General features: G+C 72.1%; 13 protein-coding genes. 5 read left to right on the forward strand and 8 right to left on the reverse strand.

Going from position 1 to position 13,364, the window contains the following annotated elements:
- Positions 1-175: 175 nt before the first annotated feature.
- Positions 176-958, reverse strand: coding sequence for a thiazole synthase (locus tag WMF28_RS21230; RefSeq protein WP_437604083.1), 783 nt, complete (start codon positions 956-958; stop codon positions 176-178).
- A gap of 164 nt (positions 959-1,122) precedes the next feature.
- Here WMF28_RS21230 and WMF28_RS21235 point away from each other — a divergent pair, with 164 nt between their 5' ends.
- From WMF28_RS21235 to WMF28_RS21250, 4 genes are all read left to right on the forward strand, one after another.
- Positions 1,123-1,752 carry a hypothetical protein gene (locus tag WMF28_RS21235; protein ID WP_437604084.1) on the forward strand — a complete coding sequence of 210 codons (630 nt, stop codon included), beginning with the start codon at positions 1,123-1,125 and terminating at the stop codon, positions 1,750-1,752.
- On the forward strand, positions 1,739-2,704 hold the full coding sequence (locus tag WMF28_RS21240) for a matrixin family metalloprotease (protein WP_437604085.1): 966 nt from the start codon (positions 1,739-1,741) through the stop codon (positions 2,702-2,704). The genes WMF28_RS21235 and WMF28_RS21240 overlap by 14 nt, the downstream gene beginning before the upstream one ends.
- On the forward strand, positions 2,701-3,912 hold the full coding sequence (locus WMF28_RS21245; RefSeq protein WP_437604288.1) for an HRDC domain-containing protein: 1,212 nt from the start codon (positions 2,701-2,703) through the stop codon (positions 3,910-3,912). The genes WMF28_RS21240 and WMF28_RS21245 overlap by 4 nt, the downstream gene beginning before the upstream one ends.
- 114 nt (positions 3,913-4,026) lie before the next feature.
- Positions 4,027-5,784 carry a mechanosensitive ion channel family protein gene (locus WMF28_RS21250; RefSeq protein ID WP_437604086.1) on the forward strand — a complete coding sequence of 586 codons (1,758 nt, stop codon included), beginning with the start codon at positions 4,027-4,029 and terminating at the stop codon, positions 5,782-5,784.
- Here WMF28_RS21250 and bioB read toward each other — a convergent pair.
- Positions 5,723-6,775, reverse strand: a complete 1,053-nt coding sequence (bioB, locus tag WMF28_RS21255; RefSeq protein WP_437604087.1) for a biotin synthase BioB — start codon at positions 6,773-6,775, stop codon at positions 5,723-5,725. The genes WMF28_RS21250 and bioB overlap by 62 nt on opposite strands.
- Positions 6,776-7,213: 438 nt before the next feature.
- Here bioB and WMF28_RS21260 point away from each other — a divergent pair, with 438 nt between their 5' ends.
- Positions 7,214-7,546 carry a hypothetical protein gene (locus tag WMF28_RS21260; protein WP_437604088.1) on the forward strand — a complete coding sequence of 111 codons (333 nt, stop codon included), beginning with the start codon at positions 7,214-7,216 and terminating at the stop codon, positions 7,544-7,546.
- 597 nt (positions 7,547-8,143) lie between these two features.
- On the opposite strand, the gene WMF28_RS21265 is transcribed toward WMF28_RS21260, so the two are convergent.
- From WMF28_RS21265 to WMF28_RS21290, 6 genes are all read right to left on the reverse strand, one after another.
- Positions 8,144-9,196 (reverse strand): type IV pilus twitching motility protein PilT, encoded by a 1,053-nt coding sequence (locus WMF28_RS21265; protein ID WP_437604089.1) that lies wholly within the window; start codon positions 9,194-9,196, stop codon positions 8,144-8,146.
- Positions 9,197-9,322: 126 nt separating this feature from the next.
- The gene (locus WMF28_RS21270) at positions 9,323-10,084 is read right to left on the reverse strand and encodes a thiamine biosynthesis protein (RefSeq protein WP_437604090.1); all 762 of its coding nucleotides are present in this window, start codon (positions 10,082-10,084) and stop codon (positions 9,323-9,325) included.
- Positions 10,085-10,097: 13 nt separating this feature from the next.
- Entirely contained in the window at positions 10,098-11,492 is a 1,395-nt protein-coding gene (gene thiC / locus WMF28_RS21275; protein WP_437604289.1) for a phosphomethylpyrimidine synthase ThiC, read from the reverse strand.
- Between the two features lie 138 nt (positions 11,493-11,630).
- Positions 11,631-12,083: an ExbD/TolR family protein gene (locus tag WMF28_RS21280; protein ID WP_437604091.1), complete on the reverse strand. Its 453-nt coding sequence runs from the start codon at positions 12,081-12,083 to the stop codon at positions 11,631-11,633.
- 5 nt (positions 12,084-12,088) lie between these two features.
- A complete protein-coding gene (locus WMF28_RS21285; protein ID WP_437604092.1) occupies positions 12,089-12,505 on the reverse strand; it encodes an ExbD/TolR family protein in 417 nt (138 codons plus the stop codon).
- A gap of 111 nt (positions 12,506-12,616) precedes the next feature.
- The gene (locus WMF28_RS21290) at positions 12,617-13,333 is read right to left on the reverse strand and encodes a MotA/TolQ/ExbB proton channel family protein (protein WP_437494415.1); all 717 of its coding nucleotides are present in this window, start codon (positions 13,331-13,333) and stop codon (positions 12,617-12,619) included.
- Positions 13,334-13,364: the final 31 nt, after the last annotated feature.

Below are 13,364 nucleotides of genomic sequence, written 5' to 3' on the forward strand. Positions count from 1 at the left end.
TCGCGCCACGACAGAGGTGTCGACCGTGCGATGAGCGTTCCGTGTCATTGTGACTCAGGTAGGTGAGCGTATCATGACACCGGCGTGCTGTTCGTTTGACGTCGCACATCCGCGCGATGACATCGCGCGCGCCTGCCGCCCCGCCGGGACGCGCGGGGCGCGCCCGCGGCGCCCCCTACAGCGCGGAGATCTTGCCCTGCTCCGGCGACGACGCCGTCGCATAGAGCTTCTTCGGCATCCGCCCCGCCAGGTACGCCATTCGCCCGGCCCTCACGGCGTCCCTCATCGCCTGCGCCATCAGGATCGGGTCCCGCGCGCCCGCGATGGCCGTGTTCATCAACACCCCATCACACCCGAGCTCCATCGCCACCGCGGCGTCGCTCGCGGTCCCGACTCCCGCGTCCACGATCACCGGCACCTTCGCTGTCTCGCGGATGATCATCAGGTTGTACGGGTTCCGGATGCCGAGCCCGCTGCCGATCGGGGCCGCCAGGGGCATCACGGCCGCGCACCCGAGGTCCTCCAGCTTCCGACACACGATCGGGTCATCGATGCAGTAGGGCAGCACCGTGAACCCCTCCTTCACCAGGATCCGCGCCGCCTCCAGCGTCGCCTCGTTGTCCGGGAACAGCGTCCGTTCGTCGCCGATGACTTCGAGCTTCACGAGGTCCGACAGCCCGAGCTCGCGCGCGAGCCGGCAGGTGCGGACCGCATCCTCGGCGGTGGAGCAGCCCGCCGTGTTCGGCAGGATCGTGACGCGCCTCTGCTGGAGCAGCGACATCATCGACCCCTCGCCCCGATCCTTCAGATTGACGCGGCGGAGGGCCACCGTGACCACCTCCGCGCCGGACGCCTCGAGCGCGCGACGGGTCTCATCCATGTCCCTGTACTTGCCCGTCCCCACGAAGAGGCGGGAAGTGAAGGTGTGTCTGCCGATCGTCAACGCGTCGCTCGTCATCGCAGGCTCCTCGGGGTCTCGACCTAGACGATCTGCTAGTCGGACCGGGACACAGGGTCCAGCGCGTCGACCACGCCCCGGCGCTTCCGGCGCGCCTCGCTCGCCAGCATGGTATCTTTGCGCCGATGTCTCCCAGAGCCTTGGTCATAGCCCTCCTTTTCGCGTTGCCCCCCGCCCTCACCCTCGCGCCCCCAGGCGACGCCGTCCCGGCCGCCGGAGTGGGCCCCGGCGCGCTCCTGTCCGGTCCGCGCGCGGCGCAGGCAGCCGTCGCCATCCAGCTCTCGCTGGATGAGCTCGTCTCCGCCGCCTCGTACGTCGTGGTCGCGACCGCGGCCGAGCAGCAGAGCAGGTGGGAAGAGCTCGGCGGATCCAGGAGGATCGTCACGTATACCCGCCTGTCGATCGACCGGACCGTGGCCGGACAGCCCGACGGGGACGTCTGGGTCAGGACGCTCGGAGGCGTGGTGGGAGACATCGGACAGCACGTGGACGGCGACGCGCAGCTCAGCGTCGGCGCGCAGGCGATGCTCTTCGTGTCCCGGGCGAGCTCCGCCCTGGTCGTCTCCGGGATGGCCCAGGGCCACTACCCCATCGTCGACGGCGCGGAGACGCGGCGGGCGGCCGGCGCGCCGCGCATCGCCGCGCGGCGGCTCTCGGCGAGCCCGTCCAGCGGGACGATCCTGGCCCGGCCCGGCCCCGCGATCTCGGCGCGCGAGCAGCTCGTCGGCGCGACGCTCGACGCGGCGATCGACGCGGTGAGCCGCGCCTGGAAGGCGAAGCATGCGCAGAAGTGACCGCGCGCCCGCCGGGCGGGGCGCGCGCGCCCGCGCCGTCGCCGCAACCTGCAGCGTGATCGCCGTCGCGGCGCTCGTCCACCCCCGGGCCGCCCTGGCCTTCTGCCGCACCAGCGTCTGCCCCGAGACGCAGTCGACCGCGGCCGTCTGCACGCCGGCGCAGTCGACCGACTGCGGCATCCCCCTCGCCTGGCCGTCACCGTGCGTCGGCTACGCCATCCAGGAAGACGCCTCGGACCAGGTCTCGCTCGCGGAGACCGAGGCGATCTTCGCGCAGGCGTTCGCCGCGTGGACCGCGGCCGACTGCGGCGGCGGGGAGACCCCGCGCATGGAGGTCATCTACATGGGCCCGGTCTCGTGCGACGCGCACGAGTACAACCAGCGCCAGGGGAACGCGAACATCATCACGTTCCGGGACAACGGGTGGCCGTACGGCGGCAGCGGGAGCACCCTCGCGCTCACGACCGTCACCTACAACCTCAAGACCGGCGCGATCTACGACGCCGACATGGAGATCAACTCGTTCGACCAGAAATTCACGCTCGGCGACGACGGCGTCGGGACCGATCTGCTGAGCGTCGCGACCCACGAGGCAGGCCACTTCCTCGGGCTCTCGCACTCGAGCGATCCGGAAGCGACCATGATGGCGCACTACAACGACGGGACCGTCCTGCTCCGCGACCTCCACGACGACGACATCGCCGGGATCTGCGCGGTGTACCCGCCCGGGGAGCCGGTCAAGGGGTGCGACCCCACGCCGCGCCATGGCTTCTCCGACCTGTGCGCCGCAGATCAGCCCAGCAGAGCGCAGGCGAGCGGCGGCTGTACCGCGGTCCCGTCGCCGGGCGGAGGCGGCGGTGGGCTCCTCGCCGCCGCGCTCGCGTCGCTGGGCGCGATCGCGCGGGCGCGGCGCGGCGCGACGGCGCGCCCGGGCCGGAAGAGGGCCCGCTGAGCCAGAGCCCTCTCCTCCTCGTCGAGCGCGAGGACGAGCTCGCCCGGCTGGTCGAGCGCGCGGCGCGCGCCGACGCGCTCGCGGTCGACGTGGAGGCCAACGGGCTGTTCGCCTACCGCGCGCGGCTCTGCACGGTCCAGCTCGCCTTCCGCGAGGGGGACGGCATCGCGGTCGCGGTCGTCGACGCGCTCCGCGTGCCCGTCGGGCCGCTCGCGCCGCTCCTCGGGGCCGCGGGGCCGCCCAAGGTGCTGCACGACCTCACCTTCGACGCGCGCATGCTCGCCGAGGCGGGCGCGCCGCTCGCCGCGGTGCGCGACACCTCGGTCGCCGCGCGCATGCTCGGCTGCGCGGCGACGGGGCTCGCGGCGCTCCTCTCGGCGGAGCTCGGCGTGAAGGTCGACAAGCAGCTCCAGCAGCACGACTGGGGGCGCAGGCCGCTCGCGAGCGCCGAGCTGCGCTACCTGGCCGACGATGTGCTCCACCTGCTCTCGCTCGACGCGTGTCTCGCGGAGCAGGGCCGCGCGCTCGGGATCGACGACGAGATCGCGGAGGAGTGCGCCTACAAGCTGGCGGCCGCCCTCGGGCCGCCGCGCGATCCGCGGCCCGCGTACGCGCGCGTCAAGGGCGCCCAGGCGCTCGACCCGGAGGGCCGGGCGATCCTGCGGCGGCTCGTGGCGGCGCGCGAGGCCGCCGCCGAGGAGGCGGACCAGCCCGCCTTCAAGATCGTCGCCAGCGAGGTGCTGCTCGAGCTCGCGCAGCGGAGGCCGGCCCGGGCCGACGACGTGCGCGCCGTCCGCGGGGCCGCGGCGGGACGGGCGGCGGGCTTCGTCGCCGCGTGGCTCCGCGCCATCGAGCAGGGGCGCAGCGACGGCGACGTGCCGGAGGACGAGCGCGCCCTCTTCCAGCAGGCCCGCCCGCCCCGGAAGGAGCTCGCCGCCCGGCGCGCGGTGGAGACCCGGATCATGGCGTGGCGCAGGGCCGAGGCGAGGGCGCGGAAGGTCGACGAGCAGGTCGTGCTGCCAGGGCACTGCGCGCAGGATCTCGTGGAGATCGCGCTCGCGGGGGGCCGCGCCGGCGACGCCGCGGTCGCCGCCGCCATCGCGCGCATCCCCGGGCTCGGCGCGCGCCGGCTCGCGCGCTACGGCGCGGCGCTCGCGGCGCTCGCGACCGCGGCGCTGTCGAGCGAGCCGCCCGCCGCAGCGGTGTAGCTGCGAGGGAGCCTACGCGCCGCGCGTCGCGCGCGGTGCGACACGCGCGACGCACGGCTCACGCGCGCGCCGCCCGGTCGACAGACGCGCCGGGCGATGGAATAGCAGGGGCCCATGCCCAGGAACGATCCTCCCGAGGCGCCGAAGCGGCGCCGCCTTTGGCCGGCGGCGCGGTGGTGGCTCCGCGCTGCGTTCGCCTTCGCGCTCGTCTCCGGGTGCGTCCTCCTCGGAGCGAACGCCGCCGAGCTGGCCCCTCCGCCTGCCCCCTCGGCGCCGCCAGCGAGCGCCGAGGGCGGCGTCGATCCCGAGACGCTCCCGGTCGCCCCCGACTCGCCGCAGGCCTCCATGCGCCGCTTCATCGAGCTTTGCCGCGCGGGCAACTACGCCGAGGCCGCGCGCTACCTCGATCTGCCGCCGAAGGCGGACGGCGCGGTGCTCGCGCAGAAGCTCAAGGCGGTGCTCGACCGGCACCTCTGGCTGGACGTGGAGAGGCTCTCGCCGCTCCCGCTGGGGGACGCGCAGGACAACCTCGGGGCCGGCGTGGAGGAGCTCGGCAAGATCCCGACCCGGACAGGGCCCCAGCCGGTGCGCCTGGTGCGGCGAGCGACGCCCGACGGCGTGCGCTGGCTCTTCTCGCGCGCGACCGTGGACCGCGTCGACGAGTGGTACGCGCGGCTCGAGGATCGCTGGCTCCGCGACCACCTGCCGCCGGTGCTGCTGCGCGCGGGCCCGCGCGAGCTGCTCTGGTGGCAGTGGCTCGCGTTGCCGGTCCTCGCGCTGGCCGCCTGGCTCGTCGGCGCGGTGCTGAGCTTCCTCCTCCGCGCCTTGCTCCGCCGCCTCGTCGTGCGAACGGGCTCCGCGATCGACGACGCGCTCCTCGAGGGCACGCGCGGTCCGCTCACGTTCGCGGCGGCGCTCCTCGCCATCGCGGTCGCGCTCCCGTGGTTCGGGCTCTACCAGCCGGCCGAGGCGTTCCTCGACAAGGTGTTGCGCGCCGGCGTCTTCGTCGCCGTCTTCTGGTTCGCCCTCTGCGCGATCGACGCCGTCGGCGGCCGCCTGCTCGCCGCCCCCGCGACGCGCGACAACCCCGCGGCGCGCTCGCTCGTGCCGCTCATGGGGCGGATCGCGAAGGTCGCGATCGTGATCTTCGGCGCGATCGCCGTGCTGTCGGAGCTCGGCTACCCGGTGACGAGCCTGCTCGCCGGCCTCGGCATCGGCGGCGTCGCGCTCGCCCTCGCCGCGCAGAAGACGGTGGAGAACCTCTTCGGCTCGGTCTCGATCGGCATCGACAGGCCGTTCCAGGTCGGCGACTTCGTGAGGATCGACGCGCTCCTCGGCACGGTCGAGAGCATCGGGCTCCGGTCGACCCGGATCCGCACGCTCGACCGCACGCTCGTCACGATCCCGAACGGCAAGCTGGCCGATCTCCAGATCGAGTCGTACACGGCGCGCGACCGGATGCGCCTCTCCTGCGTGCTGAGCCTCGTGCACGAGACCACCCCCGAGCAGCTCCGCGCGATCATCGAGGGGTGCGAGCGCGCGCTGCGAGCGCACCCGCACATCTGGCCCGACGACGTCGTCGTGCGCTTCATCGGCGTCGCCCCCTCGTCGCTCGACGTCGAGGTGATGGCCTGGTTCGAGACGCGCGACTTCGGCCAGTTCCGGACCATGCGCCAGGAGGTGCTGATCACCTTCCTGGAGATCGTCGGCTCGGCCGGATCGAGGCTCGCGCACCCGACGCAGACGCTGCACCTCGCGGCGCGCGACGGGGAGCGCCCGCAGGCCGACGCGGCCGACGGTGGCGGCCCGGCTAACGGCGGGCGGCGTGAGCCGCGGCAGGCGCCATCGGCTGGAGCCCGGCCTTCTCGATGAGCGCGCGGTCCTCGTCCGGGCCCGGGTTCGGGGTGGTGAGCAGCTTGTCTCCGTAGAAGATCGAGTTCGCCCCCGCGTACATGCAGAGCAGCTGCGCCTCGCGCGAGAGCTCCGTCCGGCCGGCGGACAGGCGCACCATCGCGCGGGGCATCATGAGCCGCGCGACCGCGATCATCCGGACGAACTCGATCGGGTCCACGGGGGGCAGGCTCTCCAGCGGCGTGCCCGGCGAGCGCACGAGGGCGTTGATCGGCACGCTCTCCGGCTGCGGATCGAGGCGCGCGAGCTCGACGAGCATCTCGCAGCGGTCGGCGATCGACTCGCCCATGCCGATGATCCCGCCCGAGCAGACGGTGATGCCCGCCCGCCGGACGTTCCGCAGCGTGACCAGCCGCTCGTCGTACGTGCGGGTCGAGACGATGGACTTGTAGGCTTTCCGCGACGTGTCGAGGTTGTGGTTGTAGGCGTCGAGGCCGGCCTCCTTGAGGCGGCGCGCCTGGTCGTCGGTGAGCATGCCGAGGGTGCAGCACGCCTCGAGGCCGAGGGCCTTCACGCCGCGCACCATGTCGAGGACGCGCTCGAAGGCGGGGCCGTCCTTCACCTCGCGCCACGCGGCGCCCATGCAGAACCGCGTCGAGCCGCCGCCGCGGGCGCGCTCCGCGGCCGCGAGGACCGCGCCGACGTCGAGCATGCGCTCCGCCCCGACCTCCGTCTCGTAGTGGCTCGACTGCGGGCAGTAGGCGCAGTCCTCGGGGCAGCCGCCCGTCTTGACGCTGAGCAAGGTGCAGAGCTGCACCTCGTGCTCGCCGTGGAAGGCGCGGTGGACCGAGCGCGCGCGGTCGATCAGCTCGAAGAGCGGGAGATCGTGCAAGGCGACCGCCTGCTCGACCGTCCAGTCGTGGCGGATCGCGCCCGCCGCCGGGGCGCGCCCGCCCGGCTCGCCGCGCCCACCTTTGTGCTCCGCCGTTTCTCGTTCGATCCCTTCGAGCATGGGCTCGCTCCATACCCGGGCTTGAGGCGCCGCCGCAAGCGAGCCGCGCGGGGCGCGGAGCGCGGAGGGGGAGCGAACCGCGGAGGGGGAGCGAACCGCGGAGGGAGAAGGCGCAGCCCCCGCCGCCGCCGCGGGGGTGGAGGCCCCCGGCGCGCCCGCGGCGGGGGGCTGCGCCTGGAGGAAGAGGAAGGCATCCGGCGCGGAAACGAAGCCTTCCGGCACGGAAACGAGGCCTTCAGGCACGGAAACAAGGCAATACGGCACGGAAACCAGGCAATACGGCACGGAAACCAGGCAATACGGCACGGAAACCAGGCAATACGGCACGGAAACTAGGAAGTTTTGCACGAAAACGAGGCCTTCAGGCTCGAAAACTAGTCAATACGGTACGAAAATTAGGCAACACGGCACGGAAACGAAGCATCCGGAGCGCGACGGATGGTCTCGGAGGTGCGCCGAACGCTTCGATACCGAGCGTACGGCGCGCGGCCGGATCACCGCGGCCTTCCAGAGGCTCGTCGCGACGGTCACGGCGCTCTCGATCCTCGCGTCGTCGTTCGCCTGGGCCGGCACACCTTACAGCCTGAGCTGGCCCTGAAGAAGAAGGGGCTCGATGGAGACGTGGAACGCGTCGAGCTCATCATGCAACAGGGGGCGGAGTTCGACCCAACGAAGTACATGGTCAAAGATGGCTACCTCTTCGATTCGAACGAGGGCGAGACGGTTACCCTTGCTGGTTTTAACAAATTCATCATGGTGATCCGGCGATGAGCGAGTCAGGACCTCACTTCTTCGCCTGATGCGACGAGGCAGAACGGCTCGACGCCTTCGCCGCGGCACTCTCGGCGCTCGTCCCCCCCGGGAGAGCTCATCGGCTTGAGGATGAGCGCGAGCATATCGTGCGACACGCACTCGATCGACGAGGTTCTCTCCAGGGTTCGCGCCCACTTCGGAGGATTGAATAGCGCCCACGTGCTGTCCGGCGTGAGTCTGAACGACTCCGAGCGCGATATCTGCTGTGGCATTGCTTGCTACCCCGAAGAAAGCGAACGTCGCTCCTCCAGCGGCGCCTGCCAAGCGGCGGTGTGGTGCTGGCGACCCACCCGTACCGCACGCTCTGGCCGCTCTGGGCCGATGCGCTCTTCGCGCGCGGCCTGATGTCCTGACGCGCGTCGTGCACGCCCTCCCTTCTCCGGACCTCACCCCCCGGCCGCAGGGACCAGACGACGCACCCCTCCCTGAGCGCGCGGAGCGCGCGATTTGGGAGGGGCGGACCGCGCGCAGGCGCGGAGCGCCGAGCACGGGCCGGGGGTGGGCATCCATCTCGCCGCACCGAACCTCCGCGCAGGACGCGAACGACGCAGTTCGCTACAGCGACGTCACCGCCTTGGCCGTCTCCTTGGCGATCGCACCCTGGCCGACGAGCTGGCGCAGGTGCGCCTCGAAGGTCTGCATGCCGTAAGGCGTGACCCCCTTCTCCATCAGCTCGCGCAACGACGGGCTCCCCTCCGGACGACGGATCGCCTCGCGCACCGCGGCCGTCGCGACAAGCACCTCGGAGGCCAGGACCTCCCCGGCACCGTCGCGGCGAGGGAGCAGGCGCTGCGCGACCGCGCCCTGGAAACAGTCGGCCAGACGGTCGCGCACCTCGCTCGGGCTCCTGCCAAGCGCGACAAGCCGCCCGAGCGTGCGCGTGACGTCCGGCGTGTGCACCGCCGCAAGCACGAGGTGCCCCGTCTCGGCAGCGTGCAGCGCCAGATCGAGCGACTCGCCGTCGCGGAGCGCGCTGAGCATCACGACGTCCGGATCCTGCCGCAATGCGGAGCGCAGCGCGGTCGGAAAATCCGAGGTGTCCACGCCGATCTCGCGCTGGCTCACGCTGGAGCGGTTGTCGTCGTGCACGTGCTCGATCGGGTCCTCGAGGGTGACGATGTGGCGCGGCAAGGTCGCGTTGATCTGCCCGACGAACGCGGCCAGCGTGGTGCTCTTGCCGCTGCCAGCCGTGCCGGCGACGAGGACGAGACCATGGTCGTGCTCCGCCATCGCCCGCACCGCCGAAGGCACGCCCAGCTCATCGAACGCGGGGACCTTGAGCGGGATGCTGCGCAGGATGATCGCGAGCGAGCCGCGCTGGCGATACAGGTTGACCCGGAACCGGCCAAGGCCCGGGACGACATATGAGGTGTCAAGCTCCTGGAGCGTGGCGAGCAGCTCGCGCGAGGGCCTCCCCGCAAGCAGCACGCGCGCCGCAGCCTCGCTGTCCTCGGGGCGGATCCTGTCGACCCGGAAATAAACCATATCGCCGCGCACCCGCGCGCCCGGCGGCTGACCGACCTTGAGATGGATGTCGCTGGCGTGGGCGGCTAGCGCCTTGCCGAGGAGCTGGTGGAGGAAAGCCTCGGAGGTGTACGGCGTCGTCACGGGGGGCAAGCTACCAAAATAGACCCCGATCGGCCCAAAGCGCGGCGGGTCGACCCGGCAGCCAGGGGCGCCGCGCAGGACGGCCGCCCGGCCTTGACGTCCCGCGCCGGCCGCGCAGGACGTACGTCAAGGCCGCGGCGCTTGGCCCCCGGCGGAGCCCGCGCCGGAGACCTCGAGGTCCAGATCCGCAGGGATCCGGCGCGGGTCGACGAGCCCCTTCTCGGCGAGCGCGCGCGCCGCCGAGATCGCGAGCGCGCGCTCCTCCGCAGGGAGGCCGCGCCTGCCCGACAGCTCGACAAGCGCCGCGGCCGCGGCGCGCGCTCCGTCCGGGTCGAGCGGCTCGCGCGGGCGCGGCGGACGGCCGGCGATCCCGAGGAGCGCGTCGAGCAGGGGGGCGAGCGACGCCCCGGACGCCGCGCGGGCGCGCTCGGCGAGCGGCGCGAGCGCCAGATCGGCGTCGTCGGCGTGAGGCAGCGCGCGCAGCGCCGTGAGCGCGATGTCGCCGCCGTCGTCCAGCGCGTCGAGGAGGCCGGAGGCGCCCTCGGCCTCGGCGAGCCGGGCGCACTCCAGCGGGTCGTCCCCGGCGGCGAGGCGCCAGCGCGGATCCGTGAGGCGAGGGCTCGGCGGGCGCGGTGCCGCCGAGACGGAGGCTGTCGGCGAGGAGGGCGACGACGAGGCGCGCGAGGAATTCGCGCGGTCGCGGCCGCACGCGACGGGGGCGAGGAGGACGAGCGACAGGCAGGCGACGAGGGCCGCGCGCGCCGCGACGGGCGACAGGCAGGCGACGAGGACCGCGCGCGCCGCGACGGGCGACAGGCAGGCGACGAGGGCCGCGCGCGCCGCGACGGGCGCGCGAGGGAGGACCGCGCGACCCCTCCCCCGTGTCACGGCCGCCCCGGCGTCACGGTTGATCGATGAGCGCGAGCGAGCGCTTCGTGGGCGCGTTCTCGGGCTCCTGCCGGTCCTGCCGCGCGTTGTACTCGTCGACCACACGGTTGATGTGCATCGAGCAGAACTTCGGCCCGCACATCGAGCAGAACTCCGTGGTCTTGAAGTACTCCTGGGGGAGCGTCTCGTCGTGCATCGCCTGGGCCGTCTCCGGATCGAGCGAGAGCGCGAACTGCTGCTTCCAGTCGAAGGCATAGCGGGCGCGGCTCAGCGCGTCGTCGCGATCCCGCGCGCCCGGGCGCTTGCGCGCCACGTCCGCGGCGTGGGCGGCGATCTTGTAGGCGATGAGGCCCTGCTTCACGTCGTCCGCGTTCGGCAGGCCGAGGTGCTCCTTCGGCGTCACGTAACAGAGCATCGCGGCGCCGGCGAAGCCGGCCATCGTCGCGCCGATGCAGCTCGTGATGTGGTCGTAGCCGGGCGCGAAATCGGTGACGAGCGGGCCGAGCACGTAGAACGGCGCCTCGTGGCAGAGCTCCATCTCCTTCTGCACGTTCATCGCGATCTGATCGAACGGCACATGCCCGGGGCCCTCGATCATGACCTGCACGTCCTTCTCCCAGGCGCGCTTCGTCAGCTCCCCGAGCGTCTTCAGCTCGGCGAACTGCGCCGCGTCGCTCGCGTCGTGGAGGCAGCCAGGGCGGAGGCCGTCGCCGGCCGAGATCGTGACGTCGTACTTGGCGCAGACCTCGAGCACCTTGTCCCAGTGCGTGTAGAACGGGTTCTGCTTGTGGTGCTCGATCATCCACTGCGCCATGATCGAGCCGCCGCGCGAGACGATGCCCGTGATGCGGCCCTTCACGAGCGGCAGGTGCTCGAGCAGCACGCCCGCGTGGATCGTGAAGTAATCGACCCCCTGCTTCGCCTGGTGCTCGAGCATGTCGATGAGGTCCGCGGCCGTCATCTTGTCCGTGCCCTTGCACGCCTCGAGCGCCTGGTAGATCGGCACCGTCCCGATCGGCACCGGGGAGTCGGCGATGATCGCGCGGCGGATGCCGTCGATGTCGCCGCCGGTCGACAGGTCCATCACCGTGTCGGCGCCGTACTTGATGGAGTAGCGCAGCTTCTCGAGCTCGCCGTTCACGTCGCTCGTGGTCTGGCTGTTGCCGATGTTCGCGTTCACCTTGCAGAGCGACGCGATGCCGATGCACATCGGCTCGAGGTTCAGGTGGTTCTTGTTGGCGGGGATGATCATCCGGCCGCGCGCGACCTCGCTGCGGATGAGCTCGGGCGCGAGGTTTTCACGGCGGGCGACGTACTCCATCTCCTCCGTGACGACGCCCTTCCTCGCGAAGTGCATCTGGCTCTGGTTGGGGCTCCCGGAGCGCTTGCTCACCCATTCGGTCCGCAACATCGACAACCTCCCTTTCGAGGTGGGCGGTGTAGGTCGCGACCGCGCGCGACGCAAGCCTCCCGTCGCGCCGGGCCGCCCGCGCCGAGCCCGCGAACCAGGGCCCACGAACCGGCGCGCCGCGTGGGCGCGCGCCGCTCACGGCGTGGGCGGCTCGGGGAGCTCGGTCATCATGCCGAGCGTCTGCGCGCCGGCCGCCTTCGCGCCGTCGAGCACCTCCACCACGGTGCCATAGACGGCGCTGTCGTCGGCGACGACGAAGACGATCCTGTCCTGCGGCCTGCTCTGGCGCTCGAGGAGCGGCCTGAGCTTGCCGACGAGATCGGCGCGCTCGACCCGCTCGTCGTTCACCAGGAGCTCGCCCTGCGCGCTCACCCGGACGACCAGCTGGTCGGGCGGCGGGGGGGTGTCCACCTTGACCTGCTCGGTGTCCGGCACGCGCACGCCGATGTCCTTCTCGAGCAGCGGCGTCACGACCATGAAGATGATGAGCAGCACCAGCACGACGTCGACGAGCGGCGTCACGTTGATGTCCGAGTTCAGCGGCACCGCCGGCTTGACGACGAACTTCCTCTTCGCGCGAGCGCTCATCGCCGCTACCTCCCCTTCAGCTCCTCGACCGCCAGCGACACGCTCTTCGCGCCCGCCTTGCGCGCCGTCTCCATCACCCTGCGGACGTCGCCGAACGAGAGGCGCTGGTCCCCCTTGACCAGCACCTTGCGCCCGCTGTTCGCGGCGAACTCGCGCGTGAGCCGCGCGGCGAGCCCGGCCTCATCGTACGGGTCGTTCTCGACCCACACCGTCTTCTCCAGCGTCACGGAGAGGATCAGCGGGTCCACCTCCTTCTTCTCCTCGTCCACCTTCGCGGCCTGCGGCAACTTCACGTCCTTGCCGCGCTGCAGCATCGGCGTGACGACCATGAAGATGATGAGCAGCACCAGCACGACGTCGACGAGCGGCGTGACGTTGATCTCGCTCTTGAGGCCCTTCTGCGGGCCGGCAGCCATCCCCATTGGAACGCTCGCTTCCCGGCTGAGCGCGTCAGCGCGCGCCTCGCCGCGGGCGCACGGCGCTGCGCGCCGCGCTCCGCGACCCGACAGACACCGTATCGCGCGGGCTCTGTGTCAAGCGGCCTCGTCGGAGGCCGGCGCGAGGCGGCCGTCGAGCCGCTTCGCCACGATGTCGAGGAGTTCGTTCGACGACTCCGAGATGTCGATCGCCCGGGCGTCGACCCAGCCCTGGAGGTAGTTGTAGCCCATGACGGCCGGGATCGCGACGAGCAGGCCAAAGGCGGTCGTGATGAGCGCCTCCGCGATACCCGCCGAGACGGTGCCGAGGCCGCCGGAGCCGGCGGCCGCCATCTGCTGGAACGCGGTCACGATGCCCATGACCGTCCCGAGCAGGCCGACGAACGGCGCCGTGGAGCCGACCGTGGCGAGCAGGCCGTAGCCGCGCTTCAGACTGAGCACCTCGCGCTGCGCCTGGCGCTCGAGGGCCCGCGAGACCGACTCGAACACACCGTCGCGCTCGTGCCCCTGCGCCGGCAGCCGGGAGGGGGCGCTCGACGCGTAGGCGGCGAGCCCGGCGCCGATGACGCGCCCGAGGTAGCCAAGCTCGGCCGGGGGCTTGGCGGCGGCCCGGGCGCCCTCGAACTCGCCCCGGGCGAGCATCGGCCCCACCCGCTCCGCGAAGGCGCGGGAGGCGGCGCGCGACTTGAACGACACGACGAGGCGCTCGCCGAAGATGATCAGGGACGAGACGGACATGAGGGCCAGCGCGAACACGATCAGCTTCGCGAAGAGCCCCATGTGGCCCCACAGCTCAATCAACGTGAATTGCATCGTCTCGCTCGCGCCTCCTGGCGCTCCATGG

It is taken from the genome of Sorangium sp. So ce590 (assembly GCF_051521365.1).
Classification (GTDB): domain Bacteria; phylum Myxococcota_A; class Polyangia; order Polyangiales; family Polyangiaceae; genus Sorangium.

Bases quoted from the DNA above. Each gene is read 5' to 3' on its own strand.
- WMF28_RS21230 (WP_437604083.1), bottom strand. From the start codon at position 958: ATGACGAGCGACGCGTTGACGATCGGCAGACACACCTTCACTTCCCGC.
- WMF28_RS21240 (WP_437604085.1), top strand. From the start codon at position 1,739: ATGCGCAGAAGTGACCGCGCGCCCGCCGGGCGGGGCGCGCGCGCCCGC.
- WMF28_RS21250 (WP_437604086.1), top strand. From the start codon at position 4,027: ATGCCCAGGAACGATCCTCCCGAGGCGCCGAAGCGGCGCCGCCTTTGG.
- bioB (WP_437604087.1), bottom strand. From the start codon at position 6,775: ATGCTCGAAGGGATCGAACGAGAAACGGCGGAGCACAAAGGTGGGCGC.
- WMF28_RS21260 (WP_437604088.1), top strand. From the start codon at position 7,214: ATGGTCTCGGAGGTGCGCCGAACGCTTCGATACCGAGCGTACGGCGCG.
- WMF28_RS21280 (WP_437604091.1), bottom strand. From the start codon at position 12,083: ATGAGCGCTCGCGCGAAGAGGAAGTTCGTCGTCAAGCCGGCGGTGCCG.
- WMF28_RS21285 (WP_437604092.1), bottom strand. From the start codon at position 12,505: ATGGGGATGGCTGCCGGCCCGCAGAAGGGCCTCAAGAGCGAGATCAAC.
- WMF28_RS21290 (WP_437494415.1), bottom strand. From the start codon at position 13,333: ATGCAATTCACGTTGATTGAGCTGTGGGGCCACATGGGGCTCTTCGCG.